15 protein-coding genes are annotated in these 15,166 nt (G+C 70.7%); 8 read left to right on the forward strand and 7 right to left on the reverse strand.

Going from position 1 to position 15,166, the window contains the following annotated elements; genetic code table 11:
* The first annotated feature begins 34 nt into the window (after positions 1–34).
* Positions 35–1,510, forward strand: a complete 1,476-nt coding sequence (locus tag ABZX61_RS23370; RefSeq protein ID WP_355197484.1) for a hypothetical protein — start codon at positions 35–37, stop codon at positions 1,508–1,510.
* Here the strand turns inward: ABZX61_RS23370 and ABZX61_RS23375 are convergent.
* Both ABZX61_RS23375 and rsmI read right to left on the reverse strand, forming a co-directional pair.
* Positions 1,446–2,990 (reverse strand): phospholipid carrier-dependent glycosyltransferase, encoded by a 1,545-nt coding sequence (locus ABZX61_RS23375; RefSeq protein ID WP_355197486.1) that lies wholly within the window; start codon positions 2,988–2,990, stop codon positions 1,446–1,448. The two genes, ABZX61_RS23370 and ABZX61_RS23375, sit on opposite strands and share 65 nt — an antisense overlap.
* Before the next feature lie 52 nt (positions 2,991–3,042).
* Complete coding sequence (rsmI, locus tag ABZX61_RS23380) at positions 3,043–3,891, reverse strand: 16S rRNA (cytidine(1402)-2'-O)-methyltransferase (RefSeq protein ID WP_355197488.1); 849 nt, start codon at positions 3,889–3,891, stop codon at positions 3,043–3,045.
* 77 nt (positions 3,892–3,968) lie between these two features.
* On the opposite strand from rsmI, the gene ABZX61_RS23385 reads away from it, so the two are divergent.
* Together ABZX61_RS23385 and ABZX61_RS23390 are read left to right on the forward strand one after the other, a co-directional pair.
* Complete coding sequence (locus tag ABZX61_RS23385; protein WP_355197490.1) at positions 3,969–5,609, forward strand: phospholipid carrier-dependent glycosyltransferase; 1,641 nt, start codon at positions 3,969–3,971, stop codon at positions 5,607–5,609.
* Positions 5,610–5,722: 113 nt separating this feature from the next.
* On the forward strand, positions 5,723–6,907 hold the full coding sequence (locus ABZX61_RS23390) for a hypothetical protein (protein WP_355197492.1): 1,185 nt from the start codon (positions 5,723–5,725) through the stop codon (positions 6,905–6,907).
* Positions 6,908–6,916: 9 nt separating this feature from the next.
* On the opposite strand, the gene ABZX61_RS23395 is transcribed toward ABZX61_RS23390, so the two are convergent.
* Positions 6,917–7,315, reverse strand: a complete 399-nt coding sequence (locus tag ABZX61_RS23395; RefSeq protein WP_313043208.1) for a MerR family transcriptional regulator — start codon at positions 7,313–7,315, stop codon at positions 6,917–6,919.
* A 79-nt stretch (positions 7,316–7,394) separates the two neighbouring features.
* On the opposite strand from ABZX61_RS23395, the gene ABZX61_RS23400 reads away from it, so the two are divergent.
* Entirely contained in the window at positions 7,395–8,156 is a 762-nt protein-coding gene (locus ABZX61_RS23400; protein ID WP_355197494.1) for an MBL fold metallo-hydrolase, read from the forward strand.
* A 14-nt stretch (positions 8,157–8,170) separates the two neighbouring features.
* Entirely contained in the window at positions 8,171–9,103 is a 933-nt protein-coding gene (locus tag ABZX61_RS23405) for a DUF5996 family protein (RefSeq protein ID WP_355197496.1), read from the forward strand.
* Positions 9,104–9,415: 312 nt separating this feature from the next.
* Here the strand turns inward: ABZX61_RS23405 and ABZX61_RS23410 are convergent, their stop codons facing one another.
* Positions 9,416–10,828, reverse strand: coding sequence for an MFS transporter (locus tag ABZX61_RS23410; RefSeq protein ID WP_355197498.1), 1,413 nt, complete (start codon positions 10,826–10,828; stop codon positions 9,416–9,418).
* Entirely contained in the window at positions 10,825–11,535 is a 711-nt protein-coding gene (locus tag ABZX61_RS23415) for a TetR/AcrR family transcriptional regulator (protein WP_355197500.1), read from the reverse strand. Before ABZX61_RS23415 ends, ABZX61_RS23410 begins: the two co-directional genes overlap by 4 nt.
* Before the next feature lie 58 nt (positions 11,536–11,593).
* Between ABZX61_RS23415 and ABZX61_RS23420 the strand changes: the two genes are divergently transcribed.
* The 3 genes from ABZX61_RS23420 to ABZX61_RS23430 are packed head-to-tail and all read left to right on the forward strand — an operon-like array spanning position 11,594 to position 13,685.
* Positions 11,594–12,346 (forward strand): PIG-L family deacetylase, encoded by a 753-nt coding sequence (locus ABZX61_RS23420; RefSeq protein WP_355197502.1) that lies wholly within the window; start codon positions 11,594–11,596, stop codon positions 12,344–12,346.
* Between the two features lie 37 nt (positions 12,347–12,383).
* On the forward strand, positions 12,384–13,175 hold the full coding sequence (locus ABZX61_RS23425; RefSeq protein ID WP_355197504.1) for an alpha/beta fold hydrolase: 792 nt from the start codon (positions 12,384–12,386) through the stop codon (positions 13,173–13,175).
* A gap of 30 nt (positions 13,176–13,205) precedes the next feature.
* Complete coding sequence (locus tag ABZX61_RS23430) at positions 13,206–13,685, forward strand: VOC family protein (RefSeq protein ID WP_355197506.1); 480 nt, start codon at positions 13,206–13,208, stop codon at positions 13,683–13,685.
* On the opposite strand, the gene ABZX61_RS23435 is transcribed toward ABZX61_RS23430, so the two are convergent.
* Entirely contained in the window at positions 13,675–14,322 is a 648-nt protein-coding gene (locus ABZX61_RS23435; RefSeq protein WP_355197508.1) for a haloacid dehalogenase type II, read from the reverse strand. The two genes, ABZX61_RS23430 and ABZX61_RS23435, sit on opposite strands and share 11 nt — an antisense overlap.
* The gene (locus ABZX61_RS23440; protein ID WP_355197510.1) at positions 14,319–14,909 is read right to left on the reverse strand and encodes a TetR/AcrR family transcriptional regulator; all 591 of its coding nucleotides are present in this window, start codon (positions 14,907–14,909) and stop codon (positions 14,319–14,321) included. The genes ABZX61_RS23435 and ABZX61_RS23440 overlap by 4 nt, the downstream gene beginning before the upstream one ends.
* Between the last annotated feature and the right edge of the window lie 257 nt (positions 14,910–15,166).

A 15,166-nucleotide genomic window follows, 5' to 3' on the forward strand; every position in this document is an offset into this window, starting at 1 on the left:
CGCTCCTGGCCGGGCAGCTCGTTGGCTGTCGTTCGTGCGCCGGCATCGAGTGTTCGCCGCGGTTTTCGGCGTTGGCGCCGTGCTGCGGCTCATCACCATGCTCGGCTACGGCCCGGCCATGTGGTTCAACGACTCCTACGAGTACGTCTCGGTGGCGCTGCACCCGCGGCCGCACCCGATCAGGCCCGACGGCTACAGCTTCTGGCTCATGCTGCTCAAGCCGTTCCACAGCTTCGCACTGGTGATCTTCACGCAGCACCTGATGGGCCTGGCCACGGCCTGCCTGATCTACGCGTTGCTGCGGATCAAGTTCCGGCTGCCGAAGTGGGGCGCCACGCTGGCGGCGGCGCCGGTGCTGCTGGACGCGTACCAGATCCAGCTCGAGCAGCTGGTGATGTCCGACAGCATGTTCACGCTGCTCGTGGTGGGCGTCATCACGCTGGTGCTGTGGAAGCGGCGGCTGTCGTGGCAGGCGGGCGCGGTCGTCGGCCTGCTGCTGGCGGTGACGTGGCTGACCCGCTCGATCGGCCTGCCGATCCTGGCGCTGGTGGTGCTCTACCTGCTGGTCAAGCGGACCGGCTGGCGCCCGATCGTCGCCGTGATCACGGCCTGCGCGGTGCCGGTGATGGCGTACATGGGCTGGTTCGCCTCCGCGTACGGCAAGTTCGCGATGACCAACAGCGACGGTCTCATCCTCTACATGCGCACGGCCATCTTCGCCGACTGCAACAAGATGAAGATCGACAAGTACAAGGAGGTCCAGCTCCTCCTGCTGTGCATCAACGACCCGGTCAGCCAGCGCAAGGACTACGCGCAGTGGTACCTGTGGGGCCAGGGCAACGGCGACGGCACGGGCACCGGCGAGGTGCTGCACCGATGGGGCATCAACAAGAAGTGGAGCGAGATCACCAACGACGCGGCCAGCGCGTTCGCCACGCGGGCGATCCTGTCGCAGCCCGGCGACTACCTCAAGGTGGTCACGCGTGACTTCTTCCGCTCGTTCCACTGGGGCCGGCCGATGTTCCCCGATCCGTCCACATACGGCATGTACGAGTTCAAGCCGTACGTCGAGCCGGACGAGAGCGGCCAGCCCAAGCGGCTGCCGAAGTGGTCGTCGTACGCGGGCGGCCGCACCGACACCGACGCGTTCAGCTACGAGCAGGGCCCGCCGGAGACCCGCATCGTGCACCCGTGGGCCGACATCATGAGCGGCTACCAGAAGGTGTTCTACCTGCGCGGCATCATGCTCGGCGGCATCCTGCTGATCGGCCTGTACGGCGTCGCGGTCAGGTGGCGCAAGTTCGGCGGCCCGGTGGCGCTGCCGTGGCTCGGCGCGGTGGGGCTGCTGCTGGCCCCGGCGGCGACGGCGGAGTTCGACTACCGGTACGTGCTCCCGGCCGTCCCGCTGGCCTGCGTCGCCGCGGCGATCACGCTGCGCCGCGGCGTCACTTGGGCGCGGCGGTCACCCAAGAACGCATCAGCATCCGAGCCCACCAGTCTGCGTGTGTGATCGTCTCGGCGGTCAGCACCGGATAGAGCCACCAGAAGTTGATCACCACGATGAGCGCGAACGCCCCCACCAGCGCGGCCCCGGTCGCCCGCCGTGGCGCGGGGGCGTCCTGCCTGCCCAGCACCAGCCCCGCCACCAGTACGAGCGCCAGCACCATGAACGGCACGACGGGGATCATGTAGAACAGGTACATCGTCCGGTTGTCGGCGAGGGCGTAGTAGAACCACGGCAGCCAGCCGGCCGCGACGCCCAGCAGCGCCGCCCCCGCCCGCCAGTCGCGCGTGGCCACGTACCAGGCGACGAGGCCGACCAGCGCCAGCACGGCGGCGTACCAGAGGGCGGGAGTGCCGACCCCGAGCACGGCCTGTGAGCATTTGTCGGCCCCACACGCCGACGGCGGGATGTCCGACGGGTAGTGGAACGAGACGGGCCTGATCAGCAGCGGCCACTGCCACGGCTCCGACATGTACGGGTGGTATTCGTGCAGGTTGCTGTGATAGCCCAGCACCTGCACCTGGTACTCAAGCCACGACCGCACCGAGTCGACCACGAAGAACACCGGCCCGGACGAGGTGGCCTGCGTCCAGTTGCGCCCCCAGCCGCCGGAGGTGGCGAACCACCCGGTCCACGAGGCCACGAAGGTGACCGCGGGCACGAGCGCCATGGCCGCGAACGCGCCCGGCAGGTCGTACGAGAACGCCCCCCGGTACGGCTGCCGCAGCCCCAGCGCCCGCCTGGCCCCCAGGTCCCACATGAGGCTCATGACCGCGAACGCGATCAGGAAGAAGATCCCCGACCACTTCACCGCGCACGCCGCCCCCAGGCAGAGCCCGGCCGCGAGCCGCCACGGCCGCAGCCCCAGGCGCGGCCCCAGCTCGCCGATCGGCCCGCGCTCGTGCCAGTCCGCCAGCCGTCGCCGCGCCCAGTCCCGGTCGGTCACCAGGCAGGCGAACCCGGCCAGCACCCAGAACATCAGGAAGATGTCCAGCAGCGCCGTGCGCGACAGCACCAGGTGCAGGCCGTCGAGCGAGAGCAGCAGCCCGGCCAGGCAGCCCAGCAGCGTCGACCGCGTCATCCTGCGCGCCACCCTGGCCATGATCAGGATGGACAGCGTGCCGATCAGCGCCGCCGCGAAGCGCCAGCCGAACGGGTCCATCCCGAACAGCCACTCGCCCACGCCGATCATCCACTTGCCCAGCGGCGGGTGCGCCACGAACGAGGCGCAGTCGTCGGGCTGCGGACATTGCTTGAAGATGTCCAGGTTGCCGGTGATGAGGCGTCTGTCGGCGATCGGGTCCTTGGCGTCGCCGAGCATGGTCCGCTCGACGCCGTGCGTGATCAGCGAGTACGCGTCCTTGGCGTAGTACGTCTCGTCGAAGACGACGGCCTTGGGCTCGTCGAGCCTGATGAACCGCAGGAGGCCGCCGAACAGCGCGACCAGGATCGGCCCGACCCAGCCCAGCATGGGTGTCCCCGGCATCGGCGGGACCAGTCGCTGAGCGGAAACCCCCCAGTTCCTCACCATGCGCACCCTATGGCGTAGGGGATCTCCTGTGAACCAGGTCATACAGCTCGCGTTTGGGGATGCCCGCCTGCCTGGCCACCTCGGCGACGGCGAGCTTGCGCTGGACGCCCTCGGCGACCCTGCGGTCCACCTCGGCGACCAGCTCGTCCAGGTCCGGCTCGTCCTCCCCCGGCGCATATCCGGCGACCACGAGCGTGATCTCGCCCTTGACGTCCTTCGCCGCCCATTCGGCCAGCTCGCCGAGCCCGCCCCGCCGTATCTCCTCGTACGTCTTGGTCAGCTCGCGGCACACGGCGGCCTGCCGGTCGGGGCCGAACGCCTCGGCCATGGCCTCCAGGGAGCTCGCCAGCCGGCGCGGCGACTCGAAGAAGACCATCGTGCGCTCCTCCGCCGCCAGGGAGGCCAGGCGGCGGGCCCGCTCGCCCGGCTTGCGCGGCGGGAAGCCCTCGAAGCAGAACCGGTCGCTGGCCAGCCCGGACACGGCCAGTGCGGTCGTGACGGCGCTCGGGCCCGGCAGCGCGGTGACCGTGATGCCCTCCTCGACCGCCAGGCGCGTCAGGCGGTAGCCGGGGTCGGAGACGCCCGGCATGCCCGCGTCCGTGATGACCACGACCGTGCGGCCCTCTTTCAGGGTCTCCAGGAGCTCCTTGGCCCGCGCCACCTCGTTCTGGTCGTAGTAGGACACCACCCGGCCCTCGATCTCCACGCCCAGCTCGGTCGCGAGCCTGCGCAGCCGCCTGGTGTCCTCGGCGGCCACCACGTCGGCGCTCCCGAGCGCCTCGCGCAGCCGCGGCGAGACATCACCCGCCTGGCCGATGGGGGCTCCTGCCAGCACCAACCTGCCGTCTCCAGTCACCTGACCATTGTGGCAGGGCATCCCAAATAACCGTGTTTCTGCGTTTGCGATCGGCTTGGGGCCCGTACGATGTCCGAATGGCGGTGACCGATTCCCCATACCAGGCCAACGAGAGCTCGGAGGTCGGCGACAGCCTTCCCAAGGCCAAGATGATGTCCGTACGCGAACGGCTCGTGCCTCCCATGCACGGCAGCATCCTGTGGGGCTGGATCGGCCCGATCCTGGTCACCCTTTTCGGCGCCGTCCTGCGCTTCATCAACCTGGGCCATCCCAAGGCCGTGGTGTTCGACGAGACGTACTACATGAAGGACGCGTTCTCGCTGATCACCTGGGGTGTCGAGCGGACCACCATCAAGGACGCCGACAAGGCGATCATCGCCGGCAACACCGACATCTGGCAGTCGTGCACGTCCGAGACCCTCGACAAGTGCGCCTCCTACGTCGTCCACCCGCCGCTGGGCAAGTGGATGATCGGCGCGGGCGAGTGGCTGTTCGGGCTCAATCCGTTCGGCTGGCGCTTCGCCGCCGCGCTGATCGGGTCGCTGTCGATCCTCATCCTGGCCAGGGTGGCCCGCAGGATGACGCGGTCGACGCTGCTGGGCTGCTTCGCCGGCCTGCTGCTGGCCCTCGACGGCCTGCACTACGTGCTCTCGCGCACGGCGCTGCTGGACATCTTCCTGATGTTCTGGGTGCTGGCCGCGTTCGCCTGCCTGGTGGTCGATCGCGACCAGGCCCGCGAACGGCTCGCGACCTGGTACGAGAACTCGCCGCTCTCGCCGCACGGTCCCTCGCTGGGGATCAGGTGGTGGCGGATCGCCGCCGGAGTCTGCCTGGCCTTCGCGATGTCGGTCAAGTGGTCGGGGCTGGCGTTCGCCGTGGCGTTCGCGATCATGTCCGTGATGTGGGACTTCGGCGCCCGCCGGGCCGTCGGGCTGCGGCATCCGTACGTCGGGGCGTTCAACAAGGACGTGCCGCAGGCGTTCCTGGCGTTCGCCGTGGTGCCGTTCGTCACCTACATGGCCACCTGGATCGGCTGGTTCGCCAACGCGACCGGCTACGGGCGCGACTGGAACCAGGCCACCTCCGCGGGCAACCCGATCTTCTTCGTGGTCGACTCGATGCGGTCGTGGATCAAGTACCAGTGGCAGGTCTACACGTTCCACAGCGGGCTGGAGACCTCGCACCCGTACATGTCGGAGCCCTGGCAGTGGCCGCTGCTGCTGCGTCCGGTCGCCTTCTACTACGAGGGCAAGCAGAACACGTGCGGCGTCAAGGACTGCTCCGAGGCCGTGCTGGGCGTGGGCACGCCGGTGATCTGGTTCGGGGCGGTGGCCGCGCTGGTGGCCCTGATCGCGTGGTACGTCTCCTCGCGCGACTGGCGGGCGGGGGCCGTGCTGCTGTCGTACGCCATGGGCCTGGTGCCGTGGATCTACTTCGCCGTAGCCGACAACCGTACGATGTTCCTGTTCTACGCCATCCCGATGGTGCCGTTCATGGTGCTGGCCATCACGCTGTGCGCGGGGCTGCTGATCGGGTCGTCGAAACCGACGGTCACGGGGGCGATGCCGGTACGGCGTACCGTCGGGGCCGCCGTGGTCGGCGCGTTCACGCTGCTCGCGCTCATCAACTTCTGGTGGCTGCACCCGATCCTGTCCGCCGAACTCATCCCGTACACCGAGTGGAAGGCCCGCATGTTGTTCGAGAAACGGTGGATATGATCTGCTTACCATCCGCCCCATAGTGGTTTCTTAGGGTTATCGCTGTGCAAGACCCAATACGCACCGGATTCGGCCATCGTCAGGCCCGGGGTCGATACGGCAAACTTCGAGGCATGAGTGCACCGGATGTCACCGCCCTTCTCGCCGAGTTGGAGCGCTCTCAGCCGGAGCTGGCCGAGGAGGCCAGGACCGCCGTCGAATGGCTGACGGCTGGAGAGCCGCTGGAAACGGTGACCCAGCTCGACGTCTGCGAGTTCCTCTGGTACACGTTGCCGCTCAAGGTGGGCGGCGACCACGAACGACTGGCACGTTCGCTGGGCCGGCTGCTCCAGCTCGGCGGGATGGAGCGCTACGCCGCTCTGTGCGTGTCACCCACGACCCTCCAGATCCTCCGTACCTACGCCCGCGAGGGCGAGGACGCCGGCACCAGCGCCTACCAGCAGGCGCTCGAGGCCACGGGCGTGCTCCCGCCCGACGTCCCCGAACTGCAGTGGAGCATGATCATGGGGCCCGAGGAGCTGGGCGCGCACCTCGCCTGCTCCGCCGCCCTCGAACTGGCGATCGTCGCCGGTGAGACCGTCGATCGCACCGCCCTGACCCGCCGCTGGCTCACCGAGCCCCGCTCCGAGCTGGGCGGCGACAGCTGGCTCAACCGGGTGCACGGCGAACGCCTCAACCGCTGGGTGCTGGGCCGCGGCCCGGCCAGGCGCGAGCTGGCCCAGCCGTTCGAGGTGCGCCTGCACGCGCCCATCACCCCGCAGCCCCTGCCCCCGTTGCACCGTCTCCTCACCCTGGCCGCCTCGGAGGAGAGCCTGCCGCTGCGGCTGGCACCCTCGCCCGAGGCGCTCAGGCTGCGCGAGCTGGCCGAGCGGGAGCTCGGCGCGATCAGCCGCGACGGCACGAAGCTGGCCATCACCGACTACGGCCGGCGGCTGCTCAAGTCCAAGTCGGCCATGTGGTCGGCGGTCACGAGGCTGCTGCTGGCCAGGGGGAAGCACGAGTTCGAGGTGTCGGCGCGGGAGGCCGCGCTGATGCTGATCGCCGACGGCACGCTGATGTCACCCACCGAGTTGCGCGAGCGGGTGGCGGAAGTGGTCGGCGGCGAGGGCTGGCATCCCACCACGACCGTGGAGGACGTCGCCGCGCCGGTGGCCGACCTGATCTCACAGCTCACCGCGCTGGGGCTGGCCTTCAGCGACGAGCTGGCGGTGCGGATGGACCGCTCCGGCCAGCTCGCCGCCCTGGCGGCCCTGCGCGCCCACGCCCTGCGACCGAGAAAGTACGTCAACCCGAGCTGACGAGCGTGCTCAGCCCAGCGGCACGCGGCCCACGGCCTGCTTGAACTCAGGACATTCCACAAGCGGGTCGTGGTCGCAGGTCACCGCGTGCCGCAGGCTGTCGCGCAGCCGGGTGAGCTGCGCGACCCGCTCGGACACCTCGCGCTCCTTGGCCGCCATGCGCTCGCGCAGCCTCGCGTCGGACGGCCTGGCGCGCAGGAACTCGGCGATCTCCGACAGCGTGAACCCCGCGTCCCGGGCGCACGTGATCAGCGCCAGGCGCTCCAGCGTCTCGGGTCGGTACGCGCGGCGCAGGCCGTTGCGTCCTTCCGCCTGGATGAGCCCCTTGCGCTCGTAGAACCGCAGCGCCGACGCGGCCAGCCCGCTCTGCCTGGCCACCTCGCCTATGTCGATCAACGTGTCTTCCACGACCTGGCCCCTTGACTTGAACCGCGCTTCAAGTCGCAGTCTAGTGCGCATGCGAATTCACCACCTGAATGTCGGCTCCATGCGCGAGATCGAATCCCCGGACGGGCAGCCGGCGGCGCCCGCGGTGTGCCACGCGCTGCTGATCGAGACGCCCGCCTCCGGGCTCGTCCTGGTCGAGGCCGGGCTGGGCCTCGACGACGTGGCCAAGCCCGAGGAGATGCTGGAGCGCGAGTGGGCGGAGCTCGTCGAGCCGCTGCTCTCGCCCGACGAGACCGCCGTGCGGCAGGTCGCCGCGCTCGGTTACGACCCGCTCGACGTACGGCACATCGTGCTGACCCACCTGGACGTGGACCACAGCGGCGGCCTGCCCGACTTCCCGCACGCCCAGGTGCACGTCATGGAGGTCGAGCTGGAGGACGCCATCGCCCAGGCCCCGAACCGCCGCTACCGCCCGGGCCACTGGGCCCACTCACCCAAATGGGTGACTTATCCGGATACGGGCACCCGGTGGCTGGGTGTGGACGGGGTGCGGCCGCTGACGGGGCTGGGCGAGGACTTCCTGCTCGTGCCGCTGGACGGGCACACCCGCGGGCACGCCGGGGTGGCGGTCAACGACGGCGAGCGCTGGCTGCTGCACGCCGGGGACGCGTACTTCTACCACGGCGAACTGGACCGCGAGCCCCAACCGCACCCGCTGATGGACCTCGTGCAGGTCAGCGCCCAGGTCGACGCCGAGCGCCGCATGTCGAGCCAGGAACGCCTGAGGTCGCTCGTACACGACCACGGCGTCACAGTCTTCTCTGCGCATGACCCTTGGGAACTGTTCCATTACATACAGTAGTTACCATTGGTCTCATGGAGCTGTTCCCAGCAATGCCGCTCGCGGAGTGGGCGGAGGCCAAGGAGACCTTTCACAGGTTCGCGCAGATCGTGGGGAAGATCCGGTTGTCGTCGAGCAACCGGCGCAACCACTGGTGGCAGGTGCCCTTCCACCCGACCGGGCGCGGGCTCACCACGCGCCCGATGGGCGGGCTGAGCGAGCAACCGCTGTTCAGCATCGACTTCGACCTGGTGCGCCACCGGCTGGTGGTGGACGTGCTCGACGGGCGCAGCGCGGAGTTCAGCCTGATCGGGCGGTCGGTGGCGTCGTTCCACGACCGGCTCTTCGAGACGCTCGCGGGGCTGGGGATCCGGCCGGAGATCTGGGCCGTGCCGTTCGACCTGGGCGACGACACGCCGTTCGCCGACGACACCCTGCACGCCCGGTACGACCCCGTCCTGATCAACCGCTACTGGCGGATCCTGTCGCAGGTGGCGCAGCTGCTCGACCGCTTCGCCGCCGACTTCGCCGGCAAGACCTCGCCGGTGCACCACTTCTGGCACACGTTCGACATCGCCGTGACGCGCTTCACCGGCCGCGTGGTCCGGGTCTCGCCCGACGCCGACCCGGTCACGCGGGAGGCGTACAGCTGGGAGGTCATCAGCGCGGGGTTCTGGTTCGGCGACAAGGAGCGGCCGTGGCCGGCGTTCTACTCCTACACCGCGCCGGAGCCCAAGGGCCTGGAACTCGAGCCACTGCGGCCCGTCGAGGCCGAGTGGCTGCCCGCCCGGGGCAGCCACCTGGCCATCCTCCGGTACGACGACGTGCGCGCGATGGGTGATCCGGTCGCGTCCGTGCTGGAGTTCCTGGACAGCGCCTACCAGGCCGGGGCCCGGCTGACCGGGGTCGACATGGAGGCGCTGAGCTCGCCTGGAGGCGTCACGGACCCGTACTACGGAAAGTACTGAGCGGAAAGTATTGAGCGGAAAGTATTGAGCGCCCGCCCTCCGAGGAGGGCGGGCGCTCAACGTATGCGAACCGGTGTGCAGGTCGCCTCTCGGCGAAAGGCACAACGCGGCTCCAGCCGAACGGTATTCCGCGAAGGCAATAGGTGAGGCCCGGGGACACTGGACACACCGGCCACGATCTATGTAACCACACCCGCCCCCCGAACATTCCCACCCCGACACGAATTTCCGGCCACCAGGAGATGGCCGCCCCTCTCTCCCCCGCCGAGCCCGTTCCCCTCCGAAGGATCCCAGCCGAAGTACGGCGGGTCGCTACGAGCGGGCCGGGGCCGTGACGGCGGTGTCGCGCATGGCGAGGAGGGCCGCGAACGCCAGCACCCCCGCCACCCCACCGATCCACGCCACCGTCGCCCCCACCCCACCGGCCGTGACCCTGGGCCCGGCGAGCAGGGATTGCGTGCAGGCCAGGCTCAAGGTGCCACCGAGCTGCTTGGTGAGCGCCGATCCGGCCGTGGCGGTGCCCATGTCGGCGTGCGGGACGCTGCTCTGCGTGGCGATCGTGATCCCGCCCATGGCGGGGCCCGTGCCGAGGCCGGCGAGCAGCAGCCATACCCCGGTCAGGATCGGCGAGGTGTCCGGCCCGAGGGCGAAGAAGGCGCCCGTGCCGATCGTGACCAGCGCCGCGCCCGTCAGCAGCGCTGGTTTCGGATGCCCTGAACGCAGGATCAGCACCGCCGTCATCCGGTTGCCCACGGTCATCCCGATCAGGAACGGGAGCAGGACCAGCCCGGAGGCCGTGGCCGAGTAGCCGCGTACGTGCTGGAGGTAGAGCGGCAGGAGCACGCCGACGGGCAGGACCGCGAACTGCATGAAGAACCCGCCGGCGAGCAGGGCGGCGTACGTGCGGCGGCGCAGCAGGCGGAGCGGGAGCACCGGGGTGGCGGCCCGGCGTTCGACGTGCACGAGGGCGGTCAGCAGGGCCAGACCGGCCAGCAGGGTGCCGAGCACGGCGGGGTCGGCCCACCCCAGAGCGGTGTTGCCCTTGAGGCTGAGCCCCACCAGGACCAGCGACAGGCCGGTGGTGAGCAGGACGATCCCGGCCACGTCGAGCCTGCCGGGCGCGGCGCCGGGGAGCCGGCGCTCGGGCAGCAGCACGGCGATCATGGCGGCTCCGGCCGCGCCGAGGGGCAGGTTGATCAGGAACGCCCAGCGCCAGCTCGCGTGGTCGGCCAGCAGGCCGCCGAGCAGCGGGCCGCCCACCAGTCCGACGATCATCATGGCGGCCAGCAGGGTCTGCATGCGGATCATGCCCTCCGCGCGGGAGGGCGGGTGCAGGTCGCGGATCATGGCCATGCCCAGGGTGAGCAGCGCGCCCGCGCCCAGGCCCTGAAACGCCCGGCTGGCGATCAGGAACGGCATCGAGCCCGCCACGCCGCAGGCCAGGGATCCCGCCAGGAAAACGGCCAGGCCGGCGAGCAGGAGCCGGCGGCGGCCGTACAGGTCGGACAGGCGGCCGTAGACGGGCACGGTCACCGAGGAGGTGAGCAGGTACGCGGTGACCAGCCACACGTACCATGAGCCCGACCCGCCTAATTGCTCGACGATGCGCGGCAGGGCGGTGCCGACCACGGTGCCGTCCAGCATGCTCAGGAACGCGCAGCCGAGCAGGGCGTACGTCACCGCCGTGCGACTGCGGGCCGGGAGGTCCTCGTAGAGGTCCGTCACCCGGCCTCGCCGCCCTTCAGCGCGCCGTGCAGGAACAGGTCGACCAGTTCTTCAGAGGTGAGCGGGGACGACCCGCCCCGCCCGGACGCCAGGATCAGGAACTGGAACGCCTCGGCCAGCCGCTCCGGGGGCAGCCTGAGGTCGTCGCGCTCAGGCTCGAACAGCCCGGACAGCACCTCGCGGGTGGCCGCCATCGACGCCTCCCGCCCCGAGAGGGCCCGCCCCGGGCCCTCCTGCGGCCTTTCGGAGGCGCCGGAGGGCGCGTCTCCGGAGGCTTCGGAGGGCGCGCCGCTCCCCTGCCCGGAGGCTTCGGAGGGTGCGCCCAGGAGGCGGGGGTCGCGGCGGAGGCCGCCCGAGGCGGCCAGGGCACCGGCCACCGCGCCCATCCGGGCCAGGTAGCCGCGCAGCGTCTCCGCGGCCTCGATCAGCCGCTCCTCCAGCGGCACGTCCAGCGCGATCGCCGCCACGTGCGCGAGCGTGTCGTCGGGCCGCGCCGCCGCCGCCATGCAGGCGGCGAGCAGGGTCTCCTTGTCGCCGAAGGCCCGGAAGATCGTGCCTTCGCCGATGCCCGCGGCGCGGGCGACCTGGGCGGTGGTCACGGAGGTGCCGTACTCCACCACCAGGGGAAGCGCCGCCCGGACGATCATCTCGCGGCGCTGTTCCGGGCTCATCGCCGGCGCGCGTCGCCGGCCTGTCGGGTTCGTCATGACCATCACGGTACGGAGTGAGTACTCACTCCGTCAATGGAATATAGGGTGACCGGCTATGGCGACACTCCTGGCTTTTCACGCGCATCCGGACGACGAGGTGCTCCTGACCGGCGGCACGCTCGCCCGCGCCGCCGCCGAGGGCCACCGCGTGATCGTCGTGGTCGCGACCGACGGCGTCATGAAGTCCGTCGCGGAGGGCGGCACGACCAGGATGAACGAGCTGCGCGCCGCCACCGCCGAGCTGGGCATGGCGCGCGTCGAGCACCTGGGCTACGCCGACAGCGGGCACGGCAAGGACCTGTATCCCGACCCGCCGGACCGGATGCGGTTCGTGCGCGCGAGCACGGAGGAGGCCGCGGCCAGGCTCGCCGCGATCCTGCGCGAGGAGAAGGTGGACCTCCTGCTCAGCTACGACCCCAACGGCGGGTACGGCCACCGCGACCACGTCAAGGTGCACGAGGTCGGCAAGCGGGCCGCCGAGCTGGCCGGGGTGCCCCGCGTGCTGGAGGCCACGGTCCCGCGCGACACCGCCGTCCGGCTGGTACGCCTGATCCACCTGCTCCGGATCCCGCTCCGCTACGACGAACGCGAGCTGGCGAAGGCGTACAGCCCCGGCAAGGCCATCACCCACAGGATCGACGTGCGCCGCTACGCCGGGCAGAAGCAGCGGGCGCTGGCCGCCCACCTCTCCCAGATCAGCGGTGGTGGCCGGCTGTCCGCCGTCGCGAGAGTGCTCGTGCGGCTCCCGGCGCCCGTCTTCGGCCTGCTGCTCGGCCGCGAATGGTACGTCGAGGCGAAAACCGGCTAGACCCGCACCCGCTCACCGGCCCCCTACGATGCCAGACATGCCATTTGCGACAGCCGTGGACGGCGTCAAGCTGTCCTACCAGGTCCGCGGCGGCGGGCAACCCCTCGTCCTCCTGCAGGGGCAGGCCAACGAGCACCGCTGGTGGGATCCCGTACGCCCGGACTTCGAGCGGGAGTTCCGCACCGTCGCCTTCGACTACCGCGGCACGGGCGGCAGCGACAAACCCGACGAGCCGTACACCACCCGCGGGTTCGCCGCCGACGTGCTGGCCGTCCTCGACGAGCTCGGCGTGGCGAAGGCGCACGTCTACGGGACGTCGATGGGCGGGCGGGTGGCCCAGTGGCTGGCGGCCGACCATCCCGAGCGGGTCGGGTCGCTGGTGCTCGGCTGCAGCTCGCCGGGCGGCGTCCACGGGCTCGAACGGGACAACGACGTGCGCAGGTCGCTGGCCCAGCCGGACCGGGCGGCCGCCGAGCGGGCGCTGCTGGAGCTCATGTACACGCCCGCCTGGCTGGCCACCCACCCGGGCCCCCACCACACGGTCGGCGACCCGGGCATGCCCGCGTACGCGCGCCGCCGCCACCTGGCCGCCAGCGCCGGGCACGACAGCTGGGCCGCGCTGCCCTCCATCGCCGCGCCCACGCTGGTGGTGCACGGCACCGACGACGTGTTCAACCCGGCGGCCAACGCCCCGCTGCTGGCCGGCCGCATCCCCGGGGCGGAGCTGCGGATGATCGAAGGGGCGCGGCACGCGTACTTCGAGGAGTTCAGGGAGGTCGCGAGCCCTCTGGTGCTGGATTTCCTGCTCGCCAACGCAAGTAGGACATGATCTGGCCTACTTCCCGAATAGCCTGCGGGCATGAACATTCCGGAGGGATACACCACCGTCACGCCGTGGATCATCGGGGCCGACACCGCGGGCCTCATCGACTACCTCGCGGCCGCGTTCGACGCCGTCGAGCTGTCCCGGGTGACCGACGACGAGGGGCGCATCGGGCACGCGGAGGTGCGGATCGGGGACGCCGTGGTGATGATGTTCGACTCGGCTCCCGGCTGGCCGCCCACGCCTGCCTTCCTGCGCCTGTACGTCCCCGACGCCGACGCCGACGCCATCTACCGCCGGGCCATCGAGGCGGGCGGGACGTCGGTGACGGAGATCACCCACCTGTTCTGGGGCGACCGGGTCGGGCGGGTGCGTGACCCGTTCGGCAACCTGTGGTGGATCCAGGCGCGCGTCGAGGAGCTCTCTCCCGAGGAGATGGAGCACCGCATGACCGACCCCGTCTTCACGAAGGCGATGGAGTACGTCCAGGGCGCGGACTTCTTCCCTAGGCAGTGACAAGCCTGGCCAGCGAGACCAGGTCAGGGGCCGACAGGCGCGGGGCGCTCATCACGCTCGGGTACGGCGTGCCGCGCCGCTCCAGCCAGGCCCCCGACAGCCCGGCCCGCTGGGCCCCGTCGATGTCCCACGGGTGCACCGCGACCAGGACCGCCTGGTCGGGCCGGACCCCGGCCTGACCGGCCGCGTACTCGTAGGCCGCGCGGGCGGGCTTCCACGCGCGGGGGCCGCTCACGTCCAGCGTGGCCTCCACCAGGTCCGACAGCCCTTCGCGGCGCAGGATCCCCTCGGTCATGGCCGCCGCCCCGTTCGTCATGGTGAACAGGCGGATGCCGCCCTCGCGCAGCAGCCGCATGCCCTCGGGGACGTCGGGATACACCCGCAGCTCGGCGAACCCCCTCAGCACGTGGCGCACCGCCTCGTCCCCGGCCCCCATCTCCCTGAGCACGTCGTCGGCGATCCGGCCGAACTCGGCGAAACCGCCCGCCGCCGTGAGCGCGAACCCGTCTCGCAGCACGCTCGCGAACCACGTCCCCATCTGCTCGCCGGACAGCCCCACCTCCTCGAACCTGCCCCGCATCGGCTCCATGTCGGTCAGCGTCTCGTTCACGTCGAAGATCACTACCTGCGGTTTCATGACCGGTCCCTTCTGAGAGAGTCGAGTGCGGCGGACGCGCCCCTGCGCAGGGCTGCCGGGTCCGCGCCGGCGCGCGAGCGGAGGTTGACCCCGTAGGCCAGCAGGGTCAGGGACTCCGCGGTCGCGTCGAGGTCGAGGCCGTCGGCGAGCTGCCCCTGGGCCCTGGCCGCCTCCAGGGCCGTGCGCATCGCCGTGCGGAGCCGGTCGTGGTGCTGGTCCAGCACCTGGCGCACGGCCGGGTCCGCGCCTTCGGCGTTGGCGTTGGTCGCCATGCAGCCCCAGCGCGCATGCTCGCCCGCGCACCTGATCCGGATCAGGCGGTCGAAGAACGCCTCGACGGCGGGCAGGCCGCGCCCGTCGTCGGCCAGGGTCTGGAACATCGGCTGCGAGCGTTGCTCGACGTAGCGGCGCAGCGCCCGCACATACAGGTCCTGCTTGCCGCCGTAGGTCGCGTACAGGCTGGAGCGGCTGAGGCCGGTCGCCGCGATCACCTCCGCGATGCCCGTGGTGGCGGCGCCGCGCTGCCAGAACAGGCGCTCCACCTGCTCCAGCACCGCGTCGGGATCGAAATGCTTCACGTCCGGCATCGGCACCTCCGCGCCCATCTTGGAACGACTAGTCCAAGATAGCAAATCATTTGCGTAGGTCTCCGCGACCTTGCTACGTTCGCCCTCATGTCCAGCCCCGAGGCGTCAAGACGCTAGCCACCGGTCATCCGGTGGCTGTCTCGCGCTGACGCCGGGCTCTCCGCGAGCCGTGCGGTTCTTCGTGATGCGGCCGATTCCCCAGCGGGGCAGGACCTTCTTCCGGCCTGCCCGCTTCCTTGTCGATCCTCGATACGGTC

Origin of the sequence: Nonomuraea sp. NPDC003709 (assembly GCF_040610775.1) — a bacterium.
In the GTDB taxonomy this organism is placed as follows: Bacteria; Actinomycetota; Actinomycetes; order Streptosporangiales; family Streptosporangiaceae; genus Nonomuraea; species Nonomuraea angiospora_A.